Source organism: Arthrobacter sp. CDRTa11 (assembly GCF_026427775.1).
In the GTDB taxonomy this organism is placed as follows: domain Bacteria; phylum Actinomycetota; class Actinomycetes; order Actinomycetales; family Micrococcaceae; genus Arthrobacter.
This window is the reverse complement of the sequence record NZ_CP044532.1, coordinates 3,839,048-3,857,922: the sequence shown is the minus strand read 5'-3', so window position 1 is coordinate 3,857,922 and position 18,875 is coordinate 3,839,048. Positions and strand designations below refer to the sequence as shown.

20 protein-coding genes are annotated in these 18,875 nt (G+C 65.1%); 4 read left to right on the top strand and 16 right to left on the bottom strand.

What is annotated here, in order from left to right; all coding sequences use genetic code 11:
- Nucleotide 1 precedes the first annotated feature (1 nt).
- The 8 genes from F8G81_RS17455 to F8G81_RS17420 all read right to left on the bottom strand — a co-directional run bounded on the left by F8G81_RS17455 (nucleotide 2) and on the right by F8G81_RS17420 (nucleotide 8,822).
- The gene (locus tag F8G81_RS17455; protein WP_323809201.1) at nucleotides 2-586 is read right to left on the bottom strand and encodes a dihydrofolate reductase; all 585 of its coding nucleotides are present in this window, start codon (nucleotides 584-586) and stop codon (nucleotides 2-4) included.
- Entirely contained in the window at nucleotides 583-1,386 is an 804-nt protein-coding gene (locus F8G81_RS17450) for a thymidylate synthase (RefSeq protein ID WP_323809200.1), read from the bottom strand. Before F8G81_RS17450 ends, F8G81_RS17455 begins: the two co-directional genes overlap by 4 nt.
- Nucleotides 1,387-1,388: 2 nt before the next feature.
- Nucleotides 1,389-1,814 (bottom strand): GntR family transcriptional regulator, encoded by a 426-nt coding sequence (locus tag F8G81_RS17445; protein ID WP_267275910.1) that lies wholly within the window; start codon nucleotides 1,812-1,814, stop codon nucleotides 1,389-1,391.
- Nucleotides 1,811-3,472 carry a hypothetical protein gene (locus F8G81_RS17440; protein WP_267275909.1) on the bottom strand — a complete coding sequence of 554 codons (1,662 nt, stop codon included), beginning with the start codon at nucleotides 3,470-3,472 and terminating at the stop codon, nucleotides 1,811-1,813. Before F8G81_RS17440 ends, F8G81_RS17445 begins: the two co-directional genes overlap by 4 nt.
- A 74-nt stretch (nucleotides 3,473-3,546) precedes the next feature.
- On the bottom strand, nucleotides 3,547-4,515 hold the full coding sequence (locus F8G81_RS17435; protein WP_267275908.1) for an NUDIX hydrolase: 969 nt from the start codon (nucleotides 4,513-4,515) through the stop codon (nucleotides 3,547-3,549).
- Between the two features lie 10 nt (nucleotides 4,516-4,525).
- Complete coding sequence (locus tag F8G81_RS17430) at nucleotides 4,526-6,775, bottom strand: RNA degradosome polyphosphate kinase (RefSeq protein ID WP_267275907.1); 2,250 nt, start codon at nucleotides 6,773-6,775, stop codon at nucleotides 4,526-4,528.
- A 141-nt stretch (nucleotides 6,776-6,916) separates the two neighbouring features.
- The gene (gene mshD / locus F8G81_RS17425; protein WP_267275906.1) at nucleotides 6,917-7,888 is read right to left on the bottom strand and encodes a mycothiol synthase; all 972 of its coding nucleotides are present in this window, start codon (nucleotides 7,886-7,888) and stop codon (nucleotides 6,917-6,919) included.
- Nucleotides 7,889-8,123: 235 nt separating this feature from the next.
- Nucleotides 8,124-8,822, bottom strand: a complete 699-nt coding sequence (locus tag F8G81_RS17420; RefSeq protein ID WP_214960787.1) for a winged helix-turn-helix transcriptional regulator — start codon at nucleotides 8,820-8,822, stop codon at nucleotides 8,124-8,126.
- A gap of 349 nt (nucleotides 8,823-9,171) precedes the next feature.
- Here F8G81_RS17420 and F8G81_RS17415 point away from each other — a divergent pair, with 349 nt between their 5' ends.
- From F8G81_RS17415 to F8G81_RS17400, 4 genes are all read left to right on the top strand, one after another.
- The gene (locus F8G81_RS17415) at nucleotides 9,172-9,939 is read left to right on the top strand and encodes a permease (RefSeq protein ID WP_267279272.1); all 768 of its coding nucleotides are present in this window, start codon (nucleotides 9,172-9,174) and stop codon (nucleotides 9,937-9,939) included.
- Between the two features lie 168 nt (nucleotides 9,940-10,107).
- The gene (locus F8G81_RS17410; RefSeq protein WP_267275905.1) at nucleotides 10,108-10,722 is read left to right on the top strand and encodes an FABP family protein; all 615 of its coding nucleotides are present in this window, start codon (nucleotides 10,108-10,110) and stop codon (nucleotides 10,720-10,722) included.
- A 119-nt stretch (nucleotides 10,723-10,841) separates the two neighbouring features.
- Nucleotides 10,842-11,924 (top strand): YgfZ/GcvT domain-containing protein, encoded by a 1,083-nt coding sequence (locus F8G81_RS17405; protein ID WP_267275904.1) that lies wholly within the window; start codon nucleotides 10,842-10,844, stop codon nucleotides 11,922-11,924.
- A gap of 137 nt (nucleotides 11,925-12,061) precedes the next feature.
- A complete protein-coding gene (locus F8G81_RS17400; protein WP_267279271.1) occupies nucleotides 12,062-12,424 on the top strand; it encodes an ankyrin repeat domain-containing protein in 363 nt (120 codons plus the stop codon).
- Nucleotides 12,425-12,441: 17 nt separating this feature from the next.
- On the opposite strand, the gene F8G81_RS17395 is transcribed toward F8G81_RS17400, so the two are convergent.
- The 8 genes from F8G81_RS17395 to F8G81_RS17360 form a co-directional block, all read right to left on the bottom strand.
- Nucleotides 12,442-13,158 carry a GNAT family N-acetyltransferase gene (locus F8G81_RS17395; protein ID WP_267275903.1) on the bottom strand — a complete coding sequence of 239 codons (717 nt, stop codon included), beginning with the start codon at nucleotides 13,156-13,158 and terminating at the stop codon, nucleotides 12,442-12,444.
- Between the two features lie 55 nt (nucleotides 13,159-13,213).
- Nucleotides 13,214-14,239 (bottom strand): ATP-dependent 6-phosphofructokinase, encoded by a 1,026-nt coding sequence (locus F8G81_RS17390; protein WP_267275902.1) that lies wholly within the window; start codon nucleotides 14,237-14,239, stop codon nucleotides 13,214-13,216.
- 98 nt (nucleotides 14,240-14,337) lie between these two features.
- The gene (locus tag F8G81_RS17385) at nucleotides 14,338-14,970 is read right to left on the bottom strand and encodes a response regulator (protein ID WP_267275901.1); all 633 of its coding nucleotides are present in this window, start codon (nucleotides 14,968-14,970) and stop codon (nucleotides 14,338-14,340) included.
- Nucleotides 14,967-16,250, bottom strand: a complete 1,284-nt coding sequence (locus tag F8G81_RS17380; RefSeq protein WP_267275900.1) for a sensor histidine kinase — start codon at nucleotides 16,248-16,250, stop codon at nucleotides 14,967-14,969. The genes F8G81_RS17385 and F8G81_RS17380 overlap by 4 nt, the downstream gene beginning before the upstream one ends.
- A 91-nt stretch (nucleotides 16,251-16,341) precedes the next feature.
- Nucleotides 16,342-17,205, bottom strand: coding sequence for an ABC transporter permease (locus F8G81_RS17375; protein ID WP_267275899.1), 864 nt, complete (start codon nucleotides 17,203-17,205; stop codon nucleotides 16,342-16,344).
- Nucleotides 17,202-18,167 carry an ABC transporter ATP-binding protein gene (locus F8G81_RS17370; RefSeq protein WP_267275898.1) on the bottom strand — a complete coding sequence of 322 codons (966 nt, stop codon included), beginning with the start codon at nucleotides 18,165-18,167 and terminating at the stop codon, nucleotides 17,202-17,204. Before F8G81_RS17370 ends, F8G81_RS17375 begins: the two co-directional genes overlap by 4 nt.
- Before the next feature lie 153 nt (nucleotides 18,168-18,320).
- Complete coding sequence (locus F8G81_RS17365) at nucleotides 18,321-18,578, bottom strand: PspC domain-containing protein (RefSeq protein WP_267275897.1); 258 nt, start codon at nucleotides 18,576-18,578, stop codon at nucleotides 18,321-18,323.
- A gap of 3 nt (nucleotides 18,579-18,581) precedes the next feature.
- Nucleotides 18,582-18,875: a hypothetical protein gene (locus F8G81_RS17360; RefSeq protein ID WP_267275896.1), complete on the bottom strand. Its 294-nt coding sequence runs from the start codon at nucleotides 18,873-18,875 to the stop codon at nucleotides 18,582-18,584.

Genomic DNA, 18,875 nt, shown 5'->3' with positions numbered 1-18,875 from the left:
GTCAGCCCTCGGTCCGTACCCATTTGGTGAATCTGTAGCGCGTCCCGTTGGCCGCCGTCAGCCAGCCATCCGGCGGGACGGCCGCGGCCGCCTCCCAGGTTGCGCCGAGCTCGGGAGCGAAGGTGTCGCCGTCGGCTTCCACATCGATGGTGGTGACCACTGCAACGTTGGCGAGGTCGGTGGACTGCCGGAAGACCTCACCGCCGCCCAGGATCCACACCGTCTCGCCGCCGTCGACGAACTGGGATTCCAGCAGCGCGTCATCCAGGGACGGAACCACGGCGGCGCCCTCCGCCTCGGGCGTTTCCGCCCAGCTTTTCTGCCGGGTGATGACGATGTTGGTCCGGCCGGGCAGGGGACGGTACTTGTCCGGAAAGGACAGCCAGGTCTTGCGCCCCATGATCACCGGATGGCCCATGGTCAGCCGGTTGAAGTGTTTGAGGTCTTCGGGCAGGTGCCACGGCATGTCGCCGCCCTTGCCAATGACGCCGTCGGCAGTTTGCGCCCATACCAGGCCCACGCCGGTGACGGAGTCAGCGATTTCCTGGGTGAAGTCCTGGGGGTCTGCGGAGTTTTCGGTGCTCATACGGCGATCGGAGCCTTAATAGTGGGGTGGTGCTGGTAGCCCACCACGTCGAAGTCCTCGAGGGTGTAATCGAAGATGGAAGCCGGCTTGCGGGTGATCACCAGCTGCGGGTACTCGTACGGCTCCCGGTCCAGCTGCTTGAGGACCTGGTCCATGTGGTTCTCGTAGATGTGCACATCGCCGCCGGTCCAGACAAACTCACCCGGCTCCAGCCCCACCTGCTGGGCGATCATGCACGTGAGCAGGGCGTACGAGGCGATGTTGAACGGCACGCCCAGGAACATGTCCGCGGAGCGCTGGTAGAGCTGGCAGGAGAGCTTGCCGTTGGCGACGTAGAACTGGAAGAACGCGTGGCACGGCGGCAGGGCCATGTCCTTGAGCTCCGAGACATTCCAGGCCGACACAATATGCCGGCGCGAGTCCGGGTTGGACCTGAGGTTCTCCACCAGCTCGGCGATTTGGTCGATGTGGCCGCCGTCCGGGGTGGGCCAGCTCCGCCACTGCACCCCGTAAACCGGCCCCAGCTCGCCGTCGGCATCCGCCCATTCATTCCAAATGGTGACGCCCTGGTCCTGCATCCATTTCACGTTCGATTCGCCGCGCAGGAACCACAGAAGTTCCACCGCCACGGACTTGAAATGGACACGCTTGGTGGTGATCAGCGGGAAGCTTTTGGACAGGTCAAACCGGATCTGCCGGCCAAAAACGCTGGTGGTGCCGGTTCCGGTGCGGTCGGATTTATGCGTGCCATGGGCCATGACATCTCGCAGGAGGTCTTCATAAGGCGTTGGGATGCTCACGGCTAAAGTCTACTTTGCCCCGGCGCTGGTTCCGTGGAAGGTTGGCCGTTCCTGAGTTTCCCACGCACCAGGTCAAGCAGGAGTTCATCGCTCAACCCTGCATCGCGGGCTGTGCTGATCAGGAGTCCGACGGCGGCAGTCACCGTTTCGGGAACGGCTTCCGCGCCGCCGGCCCCGCCCCGGGTGCCGTGCGCAACCACGGTACCCAACCGTCGTCGGGATTCAATAAGGCCTGACGCCTCCAGCTCCTTATAGGCCCGCGCCACCGTGCCGGCGGCGATGCCCAGATCGGCCGCGAGGCTGCGGACGGTGGGCAGGCGGCTGCCGGGGCTGAGGGAGCCGATGGCGATCAAAGAGGCGATCTGCGAACGGATTTGCTCGTACGGCGGCGTCGCAGACCTTAAATCTATGGAGATTCCGGCGTTCATTTCAGCGCTTCAGCTTGGTTTGTCGGATCTGCTTGGGGCTGTCGCGGGGAGGCCGGAGTGCGCGCGAAGCCCCTGACCGGAATCACCGCGATGGCCACGCCGGCCGCCACCGCCAGCGCACCCACGGTAACCGGGGGCTGCCAGAAGGCCGGCCACGCAGCCTCCGGCAGTCCAAGGACAGGTGGCCACGCCCGGCTGGCCGTGATGAGCAGCACCCCGGCCTGGACCGCGAAGCAGGCTGCCAGGGTGCGGACCACCCGGTGCACCGTGATCGCGCGGAGCGCCGCGTCCAGGCCGGGAACAACCGCCGGGATGCCGCGCCGCTTCCGGGCGGCGGCAAGGGGCAGGGCCGAAAGGATCACGACGGCGGCCGTGCCCAGTGCCGTGGTGGTCCAGCTTGGCTGAACCGCCAGCATCGCCTCACCGGTGGCGGTGACTGCGGCCACTGCGGCGAAAACGAAGAGGGTCACGATGGCGGTGGTCAGAAGCGCCGGGCTCACCGGCTGCCGGGGCCACGTCCTAGGCGCGGAGGGGGATCCGTGGTTGCGGTGCATCAGAAGCTCCCCGGCGGCGATGACGGCCAGTACTGCCGCCGCCGCCAGGGCTGTGAACACAGTCGGTTGTCCCCAGAGAGGCGTTCCGGGAATGAAGAGGCCTGCAAGGGCAGGTATTACCGGGGCGAGCCCAAGGGCAGCGCCCAGCGAGACCGAGAGCCTGGTGGCGGGCTGTGTTCCGGCTGCCGGGATGGGGTGGCCGGGACCCTTGTGGCCAACGTGTGCACTGACGAGCTTGGGCGGGGCCCACCACCACATGGCCAGCAGCACTGCGAGCGAAACCAGGCCCATGGGATTGAACCAGCCGTTCGCGGGGACCGAAGGATCCGGCCGTGCAGCGAAATTCCCGGCGATGGCGGCCAGCCCTGCGGCAATGGTGGCCACCGTGCGGAGCAGCCTGTTCATCGCGATGGTCCGCAAAACGTCATTCTCGTCTGCGTCCAGGGCCTCCAGCTGCCGTCGCTTGGCAATGAGCATCAGGACAAGGCCCGTACCGATTGTCAGCACCACCAGACCGGCACCGAGATACCCAGCCAGTTCAGCACCCGGAATACGCCCGTCGCCGCCGGCCCGGATCCCGTCCTGTGGGTGCACGTCCAACGTGGCGTAGGGTACCGGAGCGTATCCCGGAAGGGTAGCCGTCCAGGCGATCTGGACAGCCGCTGCCACGAAGATGGCGGCAACAGTCCACGCAAGGGGGTGCGGGAGGAAATCCCGGACCCGCCGGACGCCAAGGGTGGCCCGCCTGCGGGGGCGCCGGGGCCCGGGATAGCTCAGCTGTCCGATTGCATGGATCCCGAGGCATCCCAGGATGGGCCAGGCGAGAGCGGTGAGGATGGCCCCGGGGGAGGCCAGTGCTGCCGTACCCGCGTTCACGGGCAGAATCCCGGCATTCGACGCTGGCTGCAGGGAGCTGCCCAGCCAGCCGATGACACCCACCCAGAGGGCATGTTGGGCCACCGTGACCCGGGATGTTCCGCCGTCCGGTGCCGAGATCACCCAGCGGAGGAGGACGTAAAGCCCCGCGGCCAGGAGGAAGGGCCACAGCAGGACCATGGGCGCCAGATTCTGGAACGCGAGTTCAAAACCGTTGGCGTCAGGCACGTCATCCCCCAAAACTTTGTATCAATGTACTAAGTATTTGATACAAAGTTCCGCGGGTCAACAGGGCTCAGGTGCTAGTCGTCAAACGGTTTGAACTGTTCCACCGCGACAATCCGGTTCTTGCTGCCGGGGGCCACATGGCAGACCACCACTTCCCCCGGCGAGAGGTACGGCTCGGAGGACGGCAGCAGGGCGCTCAATGCCGGGGGCATGTGCTTGGCCAACTGATCCATCACAGTGGGGAGGGCCGGGCGATGCGTGCAGACAACAACCGCGCGCTGTTTGTCGAACAGTGCCTCGATGACAGCGGCTGTCTTCTTGGGATTGCGGGCGTGCCTGTGTTCCGTCAGGGCCTCCGCCAGCTTGACCTTCGCTCCGGCGGCATTGGCATAAGGCATGACGGTGGCGACGCAGCGCAGCCATGGACTGGTGACCACCCGCAGGGGCTTCCATGTGTGCAGGAGCCGCCCCACGGCTTGGGCCTGCCTCAGCCCGGTAGCGGCCAGGGGGCGCTCACCCTCCGCTTTCGTCCAGGAGGAACGGGGCTTGGCCTTGGCATGGCGAAGCACCACCAAGGGCCACGTGTTCAGTTCCCCACGATCATGGGCGGCCTGGATGAATTCCAGGGGGACGACGTCGGAAGGGTTCGACAGCAGCGTGGCCGCCTTCGCAGGGGAACACCACATCACACTGTCCACCTCCTTGCCGTCCGGCAGGAGCCGGGCCCCGTTGACGCGGACTGCCCAGTAATGAACCACCTTCAGCCCCGAGGCTACGTGGTAGTGGATGGGGGGAAGGGGGATGCCCAGCTGTGCCGTCAGGCCGATTTCTTCCTGTATCTCGCGGACGGCACACTCGGGAATGGTTTCACCGGCGTCGATTTTGCCTTTGGGCCAGGACCAGTCGTCGTAGCGCGGCCGGTGGATCAGCAGTACCTCCAGCTGGTCCTTGTTGATGCGCCACGGCAGGGCTCCGGCGGCTGTGACCGCTACCGGTTCGCCTGGATGGTCTGTCTGATCAGCTACGAGTGCGTCGCTCGACAATGGACCAGCCCTAGCGCCGGCTCAGGCTGCGCTGGCGCGGCCTCGATGCGAGCAGCCACGACTGGACGTCGTCAAGGCGCGTGCCGTCGTCGGCGATATGGTATCGCGTCCAGTCACCCTGGTTGTCCAGGTGCCAGCTGGCCGTTTCCGGATCCATATAGCGGCGCAGCAGGTCAAGGACGTACGTGATGTCATCCGGGCTGGCCAGCTGGACCAGGGCCTCCACCCGGCGGTCCAGGTTGCGGTGCATCATGTCAGCCGAGCCGATGTACACCACGGGATCGCCGCCGTTGGCGAACGCGAACACCCGGGAGTGTTCAAGGAAGCGGCCCAGCACGGAGCGGACAGTGATGTTTTCGCTGAGGCCGGGGACGCCGGGGCGCAGTGAACAGATACCGCGGACGATGACGTCCACCTTGACGCCTGACTGCGATGCCCGGTAAAGCGAGTCGATGATGGCCTCGTCCACAATCGAGTTCACCTTGATCTGCACCCTGGCCGAAAGTCCTGCCCGGGCGTTGCGGATCTCGGTTTCGATCCTGTCGATCAGCCCGGACCGGACGGACCTGGGTGCCACAAGGAGGCGCTTGAACGTTGATTTGGGCGCATAGCCGGAGAGCTGGTTGAAGAGCTTGGAAAGGTCTTCGCCCACCTGCTCGTTGGCGGTGAGCAGGCCCAGGTCCTCGTAGTAGCGCGCCGTCCGTGGATGGTAGTTGCCGGTACCGATGTGGCAGTAGCGACGCAGCCCGTCCACTTCCTGCCGGACCACCAGGGACAGCTTGCAGTGCGTCTTCAGGCCCACGATGCCGTAGACCACGTGAACGCCGGCCTGTTCCAGTTTGCGGGCCCAGGAAATGTTGGCCTGCTCGTCAAAGCGGGCCTTGATCTCCACCAGGGCCAGGACCTGCTTGCCGGCCTCGGCTGCATCGATCAGGGCATCCACGATGGGGGAGTCACCCGAGGTGCGGTACAGGGTCTGCTTGATGGCCTGGACCTTGGGGTCAGCGGCGGCCTGTTCCAGGAATGCCTGCACCGACGTCGAGAAGGAGTCGTACGGGTGGTGGAGCAGGATGTCGCGGCGGCGCATGGCGGCGAAGACGTTGGCGGCCTTGGACGTCTCGGATTCGTTGAGATACCGGGAGGTGTGCGGAACATGCTTGGGATAGTGGAGATCCGCACGGTCGATCCCCGCGATAACGGACAATCCGCGGAGGTCCAGCGGTGCCGGGACTGAATAGACCTCGGACTCCTCAACGCCCAGTTCGCGGATCAGCAGCGCACGGATGTTGGGGTTGATGTCGTGGGTGACCTCCAGCCGGACGGGAGGGCCGAACCGCCGTCGCAGCAGTTCCTTTTCGAGGGCCTGCAGCAGGTTCTCGGCGTCGTCCTCTTCCACTTCCACGTCCTCGTTGCGGGTAACGCGGAAGATGTGGTGCTCAAGGACTTCCATCCCGGCGAAAAGCTTGTCCAGGTGGACGGCGATGACTTCTTCGAGCGCGATAAAGCGGGCAACCCGCCCTGCCACGGCACCGGCCCTGGGCCCATCAATGGAAATGAGGCGGGGCAGCTGGTCGGGCACCTTGAGGCGGGCGAAGAGTTCCTTGTCGCTTACCGGATTCCGGACCACCACGGCAAGGTTCAGGGACAGGCCGGAGATGTACGGGAACGGGTGTGCTGGGTCCACGGCCAGGGGCGTCAGGATGGGGAAGACCTTTTCGGCGAACATGGCGCTGAGCTGCTGCTTGGCAGCGTCGTCGAGTTCATCCCAATGCATCAGGTGGATGTGTTCGTACGCCAAAGCCGGGCGAATCTGTTCGGAGAAGACCTGGGCGTGGCGCTGCTGGAGCCGGTGCGCTTCGTCACCAATTTTTTCCAGGACTTCAACGGGGCTAAGGCCGGCGGGGGAGGGCACGGCCAGCCCGGTGGCAATGCGGCGCTTCAGGCCGGCAACGCGGACCATAAAGAATTCGTCCAGGTTGGACGCGAAGATGGACAGGAAGCTGACCCGCTCCAGCAGGTGGAGGGTGGGGTCCTCAGCGAGTTCCAGGACGCGGGAGTTGAATGCCAGCCAGCTCAGTTCGCGGTCCAGGAACCGGTCCGGACGGATGTCCCCTTCGGGCTCAAGATTGGGCGCGAACTCAGGAATGTCGATCCGGTCCTGTGTCGCACGGGAGGCTGGCACCTCCGACGAGCCGAACCGTGCGCGGACTGGCACTGCAGCACCTTCGGACGTGACTGTTCCGGCGGGTTCCGGTTTCATGGTCTCTCCTTATACGTGCGCTGTTGCTGGCGCTAATTGCTGGCGCACACGGCCGGCGCGGTTCTGTTTCAACCTTACAATCATTCAGCGCCCACGAGTCCTTGGGCTTTCGGCCCGCAACCCGTGCGTCCGCCGGTCGGATTAACCCGCTGCAACCGGCCCGTACATCACGTCCATGTCCCAGCGCGTGAACCCCAGGCCCCGGTACAGGGAAACGGCCGGGGCATTGTCGGCATCGGTGTACAGCATGACGGCGGAAAGCCCCAGCTGCTGCAGATACCTGATGCCGGCCACGGTGAGGGCCTTTCCCAGCCCCATACCGCGCGCGGCCGGTGTAACCCCGACGGCGTATACCTCACCGATCGCGGGGTGGCCACCGCGCCGCGGATGGACCTTTGTCCACAGGAATCCCAGCAGCCCGCCGTCGCTGTTAACAGCCAGCAGGAAGCCGGCGGGATCAAACCAGTCTTCGGCCATCCGGGCCTCAAGGTCCGCCCGGGTCATCGCGCCTTGCTCAGGGTGGTCGGCAAAGGCGGCGCGGTTGGCGGCCAGCCACAGCTCTTCGTCCCGGCCAGGGACAAAGGCGCGCAGCGTCACGCCGTCCGGAAGGCCGGCGTCGGGAAGCTCTGCCGTCCCGGTGGCCAGCCTCATCTTCCACAGTTCGCGGACGGGGCCGTATCCGTACTTGGCCGCAAGGTCCGCTGCTGCCTCATGGTTGCCGTGGGACCACGCCTTCAGTCCGTCGAACCCGCGGTTTGACTCCAGGGCGCCCACAAGGCGGTCAGCCACCCCCTGGTTGCGGTAAGTCGGATGGACGGCGATTTCCAGCACTCCGCTGCCGTCAGCTTCCTCCACCACCACTGCGACGCCGGCGAGGTCCTGGCCGGACGCGGGATCGTCATCCTCGTCCGGGGCGTAGAGGGCCAGCGTCAGGAGACCGTGTTCGGCCAGGTCCCCGGCCCTCAGCGTCACCACCGTCTGCTCGGACAGGGAGGGGTTCCCGTCCGATTCCTCCGCCGCAGCGAGAAGGGCCCTGCAATCCTTGAGCAGTTGGTCATCGAGCCCGCCCTTGACAACAAGGACAGGCCATTTCTCGGGGTGCGCAGGACTCATGAAGCTAGGCTATACGTCCCGGCACCCTGTGTGCCGATTTTGATGGCCGCGGACCGGCACGTATAGTCGTTATCTCATCCCGCGGCAGCACCATTGCCCGGATGCGAGGGGGATCCACCACTGGGGTGGCCTCGATACGTTCGACCCGTATGTCCTCCACCACACGAAATATGCCCCGGACCACTGGTCCGGGGCATTTTCGCGTTCAATGGGGAATTTGACGGCCGGGGCAGTGTCAGGCCTCGGTCAGTTCGTCTTCCTGCTGGCGGACCAGGGTCAGGCGGTAGCCCACGTTGCGGACAGTGCTGATCAGGTTTTCGTGGTCCGCGCCAAGCTTCGCCCGCAGGCGCCGCACGTGGACGTCCACGGTACGTGTGCCGCCGTAGTAGTCATAGCCCCAGACTTCGGTCAGCAGCTGCTGGCGGGTGAAGACACGCCCGGGATGCTGCGCCAGGTACTTGAGGAGTTCAAACTCCTTAAAGGTCAGGTTCAGCGCCGCACCGTTGACCCGCGCTGTATAGCTTGCTTCATCGATCACGACGCCGGCAGCCCGGATTTCGGTGGGGACGTCTTCTTTATCGGGTACTGCCCTGGCCACGGAGAGCCGGATTCGGGCTTCCACTTCGGCGGGCCCGGCGGAATCCAGCACGATGTCATCCACGGCCCAGGCTGACGAAACGGCAGCCATTCCGCCTTCGGTGAGGATGAGGACCAGCGGTGCGCTCAGGCCGGTTGCCTTCAGCAGCTGCGTCAGGGAGCGGGCGCCAACGAGGTCCTTGCGGGCGTCCAAAAGCACGATGTCGCAAGGGTCCGTTTCGAGCAGGGCAGTTGGCTCGGCGGCGAGGATGTGGACACGGTGGTTCAGCAATTCCAGGGCAGGCAGGATGTCCACCGATGAGCCGGTGCTGTTCGTCAGTAACAGGATGTGCGACATTATTCCTCCAAGGGCCGTCCGCGCATCTTTGAGCGACTGAACCGGGTTTTCACCGGCCGATACTGTCTCACTGCTGCGGTCTGGGCCGACGATGGAGCTATCCGGCTGGCCACCGTAGCAGGAAGCGTAGCTGAGCTTTGAGTATACCCAACGGCCACCCGGCAGGGATGGATGAGGCCCATTTGGAGGTTCGTTTTGCGACATATGCCGTTCATATAGGGCAGGATTGAGCACAGGGGCACACCGTCCTGCCACGGAGGCGCCAGCTGCCTCCCGGACCACGGCCAGAATGGGAACACAGCGAATTGAGTGCAGAATCGACGCCGGGCATGCCAGGGCCAGGTTCTTTATGACGGCGGAGCTGCAGGCCCCGGTACGTTCCCTGGGATCCTGGACTATCGGCGTTGTTGGCGTGGCCGGACTGGCTGCTGTCATCGCCGGTGTGTACAGCTCCCGTGAGGCATTGGTAGCAGTTGCAGCCCTTATTGCCCTTGCCGTAGGCATCGGCTGGCCACACTTCCTGCGCATCCCGGCGAAGAAAACCCTCGCGGCCGTTATTGGACTGCCTGGAGCGGGATCTGCCATTGCCGCCGGCTACGCCCCGGCTCCGGGGTTCCTGGACTGGACCCCCGCCTTCATCGCCCTGGGAATGATGGCCGTGTTCGTGGTGCAGCTGATCCGTGGAACGGGCCAGGCGCAGCGGCTGGAGTCCACCCTCGGCTGTTGTGTCGGCGTGCTCCTGTCCTGCCTCGGCGCGGGCTGGATCGCCGGTGCCCGTTTCAACGGGGTGCGGGAAATGCTCCTGGTGGCGGCCATCAGCGCGGCGGTTGCGTTGCTTGCCGGACTGATCCGCTGGCCCGACAGTATTGTGGCGCCCCTCGGGATCGTGCTGGCGGGCCTGGCCGGTCCGTTGGCGGGCCTTATTTTCTCCGACATCGCGGTGTTGCCGGCCGCCATCTTCGGTGTGGTGGTGGGGGCAGTGCTGGTCAGTTTCCGGCGGCTCGTCACACTTCGCGGGGCTCCGCTTAATTTTCCGGCGGCCCTTAGCATGGGTCTTGCACCGGTTTCGGCGGTTGGTTCCCTGGCCTACTTCATAGACAAACTACTCATCTACTAAGCGTTAGGATGGCATCATGTCCGTACTTGCATTCGAAATTTTCTTCCTTGTCCTGCTCGGTATCGCCAGCCTGGCCATGGCCTGGTTCGCAGGCTTTGTGGTTTACCGGCTCTTCAAAGGCCAGAAGTAGACCCTTTCCGAAGCTAGCCGTTTCCAGAGGTAATTGCTGTGCCGATTGAGATACCAACTGATCTGACCCCGGAACTTGTTCCGCTTTCCTGGCTCATTGGAGAGTGGGAAGGCCGCGGCCGGCTTGGCACGGGCGACGAGGACTCCGAGCACTTCCTCCAGCACGTATCCTTCACGCATAACGGGCTGCCGTACCTGCAGTACCGTGCCGAAAGCTGGCTGACCGACGACGACGGCACCCGCCTGCGGCCCCTCACCGTGGAAACCGGCTTTTGGGCGCTGGAGCGCAAACAGCTGGATGCCGATGGCGGCCCCGGCCTGGTCCCTGCCGATATTGTCCCAGCCCTGAAAAGCGCCGACGAAGTCGAGGCCCTGCGTAACAAGGACGGCGGGTTCGACATCTCGGTGTCCATCTCGCACCCGGGGGGAATCTCCGAGCTGTACTACGGCCAGATCAAGGGCCCGCAGATACAGCTCACCACCGACATGGTGATGCGGGGCAGCCACTCCAAGGACTACAGCGCGGCCACACGGATCTTTGGCCTGGTGGACGGCAACCTGCTCTGGCGGTGGGACGTCGCCACCGGCGGAACCACAGAGCCGGGCAAGGGGCTGGAGGCACATGCTTCCGCTTTCCTTAAAAGGGTTTCCTGAGCCGCAAAGGGCTTCCCGAGCGTGCAGGTGGCAGTGGCGCTTGCATCCGTCTGGCGGATGCCCCTGGATTCGACGTCGAAAACCGGAATACCGCTGACCATCAAGGACTTCTACTACATATGACTACTCAAAGCCCCCTGTTGTCGCGCCCTGGCGCGGTTGAAGCCGCCGGTCCGGACGCCGGCGTCGCCGCGCATTACGGTGAGCCGCTCCGGGAGCAGCGCGCCCTCGCGGCAGGTACGGCCGTCGTCGATCTTTCCCACCGCGGTGTAGTCACCGTCACCGGGCCGGACCGGCTGAGCTGGCTGAACACGTTGTCCTCACAACAGCTCACGGCCCTGCAGCCGGGCGAATCGAGCGAACTGCTCCTGCTGACGGTCCAAGGCCGGATTGAATTTGACGCGCGCGTTGTAGACGACGGCGGGACCACCTGGCTGATTGTGGAGGCTGCCGAAGCGGCGCCGCTGGCTGAGTGGCTGAACAGGATGAAGTTCATGCTGCGGGTTGAAATCCAGGATGTCTCGGAGGAGTGGGCCGCTCTTGGCTCCACCAAACCCGTGGAGGAATGGGCGGGCCTGCTGTCATGGCGGGATCCCTGGCCCCACGTTGGCGCCGGAGGGTATTCGTATTCTGTGGTGGCGGAGGCCGACCACCCTGGACTGGACCGGCCGTGGATCGAGTATCTGGTCCCTGCTGCCGAGCTTGCTGAAACCGTTGGCGACCGCCCGCTGGCCGGGATCCACGCTGCTGAGGCCCTCCGCATCGCTGCCTGGCGGCCGCGGCTGGGCGCTGAAACCGATGACAAGACCATTCCGCACGAGCTCGATCTCCTGCGGACGGCTGTGCACCTGAGCAAGGGCTGCTACAAGGGCCAGGAGACTGTTGCCCGCGTGCACAACCTGGGCCATCCGCCGCGGCGGCTGGTGTTCCTTCAACTGGACGGGTCCCAGCACACCATGCCGGCTCCGGGCAGCCAGGTGCTGCTGGGGGAGCGCAAAGTTGGCGTCGTGACGTCCGTTGCCCAGCATTACGAGATGGGACCGGTTGCCCTGGCCGTAATCAAGCGTTCCGTGGGCCCGGATGAAATACTGACAGTCATGGACGGCGAGGAACCATACGTCGCCGCCCAGGAAGTGATCGTTGCGCCAGACGCCGGCCAGGTGGTGGGGCGCCCAACCGGATTCCTCAGGGGGACCCACTGATGACTGAACCTGCCGCCTCCGGACCACCACGTTCCGGCGCGTCGCCGCAGCCAGGCAATGAGGGCGCCGGCCCTGCCGGCTACGGCGCCGGACCTGCCGCCCCAGGCGGGGCCGCGGCGGAGCCGGATGAGGCGGCAGTGGCTCTTGCCCATACGCTGTTCCAGGCGGCCAGGGACGGCGATTCCGCACTCCTGGGCAGTTACCTGGACGCCGGGGCGCCTGCCACCATGACCAACGCCGCAGGAGATTCCCTGCTGATGCTGGCTGCGTACCATGGCCACGCCGAAACGGTGCAGCTTCTGCTCCAGCATGGGGGAGAGGCCAACACTGCCAACGACCGCGGGCAGACGCCGTTGGCCGGGGCCGCCTTCAAGGGGTACGCGGAGGTGGCCAAGGTGCTGCTGCATGCCGGCGCTGATCCTGATGCGGGTTCCCCGTCAGCCCGCGCAGCCGCCCAGATGTTCGCGCGCACGGAGATCCTGGACCTGTTCGGTCAATAGGCCCGGAGGCTTGCCACTCAGCCCAGGTGCACGCTCGTCTGGATCCCGCCCGTGGACAGCCCGAGCTTCCGCGCCAGGGCCAGTGAACCGGTATTGCTGACTTCCGCCCGCCACTGCACCGTGAGGCCGGCAGCCAGCGCCTCATGGGCGGCGATGGACGCTGCCAGGGATCCCATTCCCTGCCGCCGCCATTCCGGATCCACCAGGACACCCATTTGGGCGAGCAGCCCTTCCCATTCCGTGTAGGCTCCGCAGGCTATGGGAACCCTTCGGCCTTCCACCTCACGGATAATGGTGTAGCGGTTTTCCAGGTCTGACAGGCCCACCTCATTGACGTCGTCGGGCGGGCAGAGCCCCTCCAGTTCGATCGCCTCCGGATTCCCATGGGAGACCGTCAGCTCCTCGGAGGGTTGCCGCAGCGGCAGATCGTCGGCAAAGAACAGCGCAGCGGACCCCAGTCCGTGTCCGCCGTGCGTGCGTGTCAGGGTCAAAAGCGTGACGTGATGGGCCATTTCCTCGTCCGGAATCCCGGCCGCGGCGTCGACGATCCACTCGGGACCCACCAGGGCGGAACTTCCGAACAGCCGCACGAACTCAACTGTCCGCGCCGCATCATCGACCCGGACGATGCGTTCACCTGACCTGAGCGATTCAGCAAAAGCGTCATCAGCCAGCCCCAGCCGCCTTGCCCATGCGAGCTGGATGATGGCGGCGGTTCCCGGGTCAAGAGTCATGTCCCCAGCCTATGACGAAGGAGCCCTGTGGTTCGGAGCGGCGCTGTGGTTCGGATCAGCCGAACAGGACGGCCGCTTCGTCGTAACGCCGCTGCGGCACGGTTTTCAGCTTGCCCAGGGCCTCCTGGAAGCCCACATGTTCGATGTCAGTGCCCTTGAGCGCAACCATGGTGCCCCAGTAACCCTCCACCACGGAGTCGATGGCGGCCATGCCAAGACGGGTCGCCAGGACCCGGTCGAAGGCCGACGGCACGCCGCCACGCTGAATGTGTCCCAGGATGGTGGCACGGGTTTCGATGCCGGTGCGGGCTTCAAGCTCGGGAGCAAGCTGGTCGGCGATGCCGCCAAGCCTGGGCCTGCCGAAGGTGTCCAGGCCGCGTTCGGAATGAGGGGATTCCATGTGGTCCGGGACAAAGCCTTCCGCAACCACCACCAGCGGCGCACGGCCACGGTCGTGGGCCTCCTGCACCCATTCGGTGATCTGCTCGATGCTGACCTTCTGCTCAGGAATGAGGATTGCGTGCGCTCCGGCGGCCATGCCGGCGTGCAGGGCGATCCAGCCCACGTGCCTGCCCATAACCTCCGCGATCATGCACCGGTGGTGGGATTCCCCGGTGGTGCGCAGCCGGTCGATCGCCTCGGTGGCGATCTGGACTGCGGTGTCAAAACCGAAGGTGTAGTCCGTGGCGTCCAGGTCGTTGTCAACGGTTTTCGGAACGCCCACGATCTTCAGGCCGGCGTCGGTGAGGCGCTTGGCTGCAGCGAGCGTGCCCTCGCCGCCGATGGCGATGATGGCGTCGATTCCCAGCCGCTCCATGTGGGCCTTGATGACCTCGGGGCCGCCGCCGTTCTCGAATGGGTTGGTCCGGGAGGTGCCCAGGATGGTGCCGCCCTGCTTGGCGATGCCCCGGACCATGGTTCGGGGGATGTCGATGATGTCGCCTTCGACGACGCCGCGCCAGCCGTCTAGGAACCCCACAAATTCGTGGCCGTGGATTGCGATGCCTTTGAGGACCGCTCCGCGGATGACTGCATTCAGTCCGGGGCAGTCGCCACCGCTGGTGAGAATTCCAATTTTCATGTCTCGGCTCAAATCCTGGTGTTGAGGTATACAGGCAGAGCGCCACGCTGAGCTCAACCTAGATTGTAGTGCTGAGTGTGGGTTACGACACAAACCGGTTACAAAAGGCCCCGTTCCATTGCGATGACCACAGCCCTGGTCCTGTCATCCACATCCAGCTTGTTGAATACCCGCAGAAGGTGGGTTTTGACGGTGGCTTCGGCGATGTGCAGCCGGGCCGCGACCTCCGGATTGCTTAAGCCGCGGGACACCCAGCGCAGCACTTCCACCTCACGGGCAGTGAGCTGGGGCCTTTCCGGAGCGCGCAGGCGTGAGACGAGCCGCGCCGCTACCGGTGGCGCAAGGACGGTCTCACCCCGGGCGGCGGCGAAAACAGCATCGATGATGGTGTCGCCGGGAGAATCCTTGAGCAAATATCCGACTGCACCGGACTCCACCGCCCTGACGATGTCCGCGTCGCCGTCGTAGGTGGTCAGCACCAGCACTTTGGTGGCCGGGAAGCGGTCACGGATCTGCGCTGTTGCCCCGGCACCGTCGAGCACGGGCATACGCAGGTCCATCAGCACCACGTCGGGCCTGTGCAGTTCAACGGCTGCCACCGCCTCCTGGCCGTTTCCAGCATCGGCCACCACGTCGATCCCCGCGGCGGTGCCCAGCAGCGCAGCGAGGCCGCCCCGGACTACAGGGTGGTCATCGGCAAGAATGACCCTGACCTGGGTTGGGCCGATCATGGGGCATTTCCCGTTTCTGTGGTTGTGGCGTGGGCAGTAGTTCTGACGGGTGCAACGGGAACGACGGCGGTCAGGGTGGTTCCGGCGCCGGTGGACGTGACCTTCAGCTCGCCGTGGATCTCCTGGAGCCGGGCCGCCATGGATTTCAGGCCAAAGCCGCTGTGCACGGCGGAGGGGTCGAAGCCGCATCCGTTGTCGGTGACTGTCAGCCGGAGCCGCTGTTGGGAAGCGCTGCTCCTGACATCCACCAGGACCCTGGCGGCCGTTGCGCCCGAGTGCTTCCGGACATTGTTCAGGGCTTCCTGGGCAGTCCGGAGCAGTGCCACCTGCTGGGTCGACGAAAGCGGCTGGACGGTGTCCGGCACCTCCACTGTCAGCCGGATTCCGTCCAGGTGCATGCTGTCGGGCAGCCGCCTGAGGGCCGCGATAAGGTCGCCGCCCTGAACATCGGACGGCACGCCGGAGGCAACCAGCGAACGGGCTTCAGCAAGATTGTCCCGGGCCGTCTGGGAGATCGCGGTGAGGCTGTGCATCAATCCCAGGTCCCTGTCATCCGGCGCTCCCATGGCTGGCAGGGTCCTCAGTTGTGCCTGCGCCGCTTCGGAGAGCATGGCAATGGACGTGAACCCCTGGGCCAGGGTGTCATGGATTTCCCTGGCCATCCGTTCACGCTCTGCGAGGGCTCCCCGTGCCTGCTCCGCTTCATTGAGTTCCTTGCGGGTCGCCTCCAGCTCTGCCAGCAGCTCTGCCCGCTGCTCACTTTGTTCGATGACCTTGGAGATCCACAGCCCGATCATGCAGCTGGCCACAAAGGAGGTCACGAGCTGCGCAGAAATGCCGTAAACCTCCGTGCCCTCCAATCCCCAGCGGCTGATCTGCCCTGCGGCCACGCCCACGCAGAGCAACGCTGTGGCCACCACGCCCTGGCGCTGGGAGGCGGTGAACATCCACACCTGCGGGAAGGCGACAAATAGCAGGACGCCGGCTCCGTCATAGACGAAGGACAGGAACACCACCACCGCCACCAACAGCACTACATACAGCGTCGGCTTTGCTGTCCTGAGGTCCTGGGTGCGTGTGAGGAAAGGGTAGGCGGCCGCCAGCAGCAGCAGCGCGGCGACCGCCAGGGGTGTATTGGGGTCCGGCTCCTGGCTGAAGAGGGCGAAGTAGGACACACTGGCCAGCGCCACGTAGAAACCTGTGTGCCACCAGACCATCGAGGTGGTCCAGACGGAACGGGCCGGAAGCAGCCGCTCCGTCCGCCCGCCGATATTGCTCATTCCTGCACCCTATCCACGTCCTGCGTGAGGTCCAAGAACCGGAGGGCTGCGGCAGGGGCGGCTACAACTGCCGCGGCTGTTTCCGGACGGGCTACTTCTGCGGCGGCCACGTGAAGACCAGCTTCGCCAGTATGGCGCCGGCGACGGCCCAGACGGCGAGCACCAGGAACGTCAGCGGCAGGTCATAACTCCCGCCCGGCTCCACGGCTTCAAATCCGGCCGGGAGGAAAACAGACCTCAGCGCGCTGGCCGTCCAGCGGAGGGGAAACAGGTTGGCCACGGACTGCAACCAGGCCGGGAGCTGGGAAAAGGGGAAGTAGACGCCGGACGTAAAGGACAGGAGGAGCACCGGCAGCACCGCCAGCGTGGAAGCGCTTTGCGCCGACTTGGGCAGGGCGGTAAAGGCAATGGCCACAGTTGCCCAGGCGGCAGTGGACAGGATCATCAGCACAGAGATGAGGAGCCATTGCCCCGCCTCCGTCGGAAGCGGCACATCAAAGAGGAACTTCGCGGCGAGGAGCAGCAGGACCGTCTGGGCCACGATCAGGTAAAGCGTCTGGCCCGTTTTGCCGATGAAGTATGACGCCGCGGGCAGGGGGGTCCCGGCCAGGCGTTTGACTGTGCCGTTGAACCGTTCCGTGGCCACATAGCTGCTGAGGTTCTGGAATCCACTGAGAATGGTGCTCAAAGCCAGCATGCCGGGGAGGTAGTAGTGAGCCGGGGTGATGCCGCCGTTGCCGTTGGGATCCGTCCCGAAGTTGGGCTCGTCGCCAAAGACGGTTCCGAACAGGGACATCATCAGGATGGGAAAGAACAGGACAAGGACCAACGAGAGCACATCCCGGTTAAAGAGTTTGACCTCAAGGAGCACCCTGCCCAGCCCGAGCCGGAGGGCGGATGGCTTCCAGGCGGATCCAGCGGCCGGTTGATTGGGTGCGGGGAGGGTGATGCTCATGAGAGGACTCCTGATGTTGATGATGCTGCCGCACCGGAACCGGCTACGGCCGGTTCGGCCTTCAAAGCAGCGGTGTTGGCGGAACCGATCAGCTGGAGGTAGATGTCCTCCAGGCTTGGACGGACGACGGCGAGCTCCGCCGGCTCGGTAGCGCCGCCGTCGGACAGTGAATGGACCAGGGCTGCCGGATGCTCCGTCACCACTTCGCGCGGACCGGTGGCGTCCCGCCATCTGACCCGGGGAACCCGGAGGCCCGGCCCTCCGATTTCCCGGGGCCTTCCTTCTGCAATCAGGCGCCCGTGGTTGATCACACCGATCCTGTCCGCGAGCTGTTCGGCCTCATCCAGGTAGTGCGTGGTGAGCACGATGGTGGTGCCACCGCTGCTCAGTTGCCGGATGAGCTCCCAGAACTGGCGCCTGGCTTCCGGGTCAAAGCCCGTGGTGGGTTCGTCCAGGAACAGGACTTCGGGGCGCCCGATGATCCCCAGCGCAACGTCAAGCCGCCGTCGCTGGCCTCCGGAGAGGGTGGAGATCCGGACGCCAGCCTTGCCGCCGAGTCCGACCGCCTCGATCACCTCGTCGACGCCGTGTGGCTTTGGAAAGCAGGAGGCAAGGGACTTCAGGGCCTCAGATACCCTGAGTTCGCCTGAATCGGTGGCCTCCTGCAGGACGATCCCGATCCTTGCGCGGAAGGACGGAGCTGCCTTCCATGGGGTGGTGCCAAGGACCCGGACATCACCGCTGTCCGGTTTCCGGTGCCCTTCGAGGATTTCGATGGTGGTGGATTTCCCGGCCCCGTTGGGTCCCAGCAGTGCGTAGGTTTCACCTGCCCTGATGCTCAGTTCGAGCTGGTCCACCGCCGTGAGCGTCTGGCCTTTGGGCAGTTGGTACGTCTTGCTGAGGCCGCGGACCGTGATGGCCGCGTCTGTGGGTCCGGGTCCGGGCCTGGCTGAAGGGTTCATGCTTCAAGCGTGTCACCGCCATGCCTGCAACCAACAGGTCCGGCCGGTTGAACCTGGAGTCCACCGGTTGGTGGACGGCAGGGGGTGTGGGCAGCCCCAGGGCCAAGCAAAAGGGCCCCTGCTCTATGAGCAGGGGCCCCAAGGCGCCGGGTGTCAGGATCCGTTAATGGACCGCTTATCCAAAAATGACTGCAGCGGGATGACGTTCCGCTGGTCCGGAAGGATCAGCCATGCCGCGATGTAGAACACCACTGCCGGCCCGGGCAGAAGGCAGAAGATCAGGAAAGCGATCCGGACGAACGCCACATCCACATTGAGCTTGGCAGCGATCCCTCCGCACACACCGCCCAGCCAGCGCTGCGGTCCCCGTTGCAGGCCGAAGCCCCTGACGATGCTGAAAAACTTGTCCATGGCTCAAGACTTCCCTGTTGAGGGCCCGTTGTCACGTTTCCGTGCCGACAGGAGCCCGCCTACCACCAGGGCTGCCCCGGCTCCGATCATCAGGCCGATCAGCACATAGGTGCCGTTCAGGGTCACGATGCCAAGCTGGGCGATGATGATCAGGGCGGCGAGGGCCAGGACCACGAGGCCCCAGACCACGGTTCCCACCCGGGTGGGTGCCGGGCCGGTGGATTCTGTCCACACGGAGGATCCCGCCGTCGGCGTTTCTTTGGTGTCTGAATCCGGTGCCGGATCAACGTTGCTCAT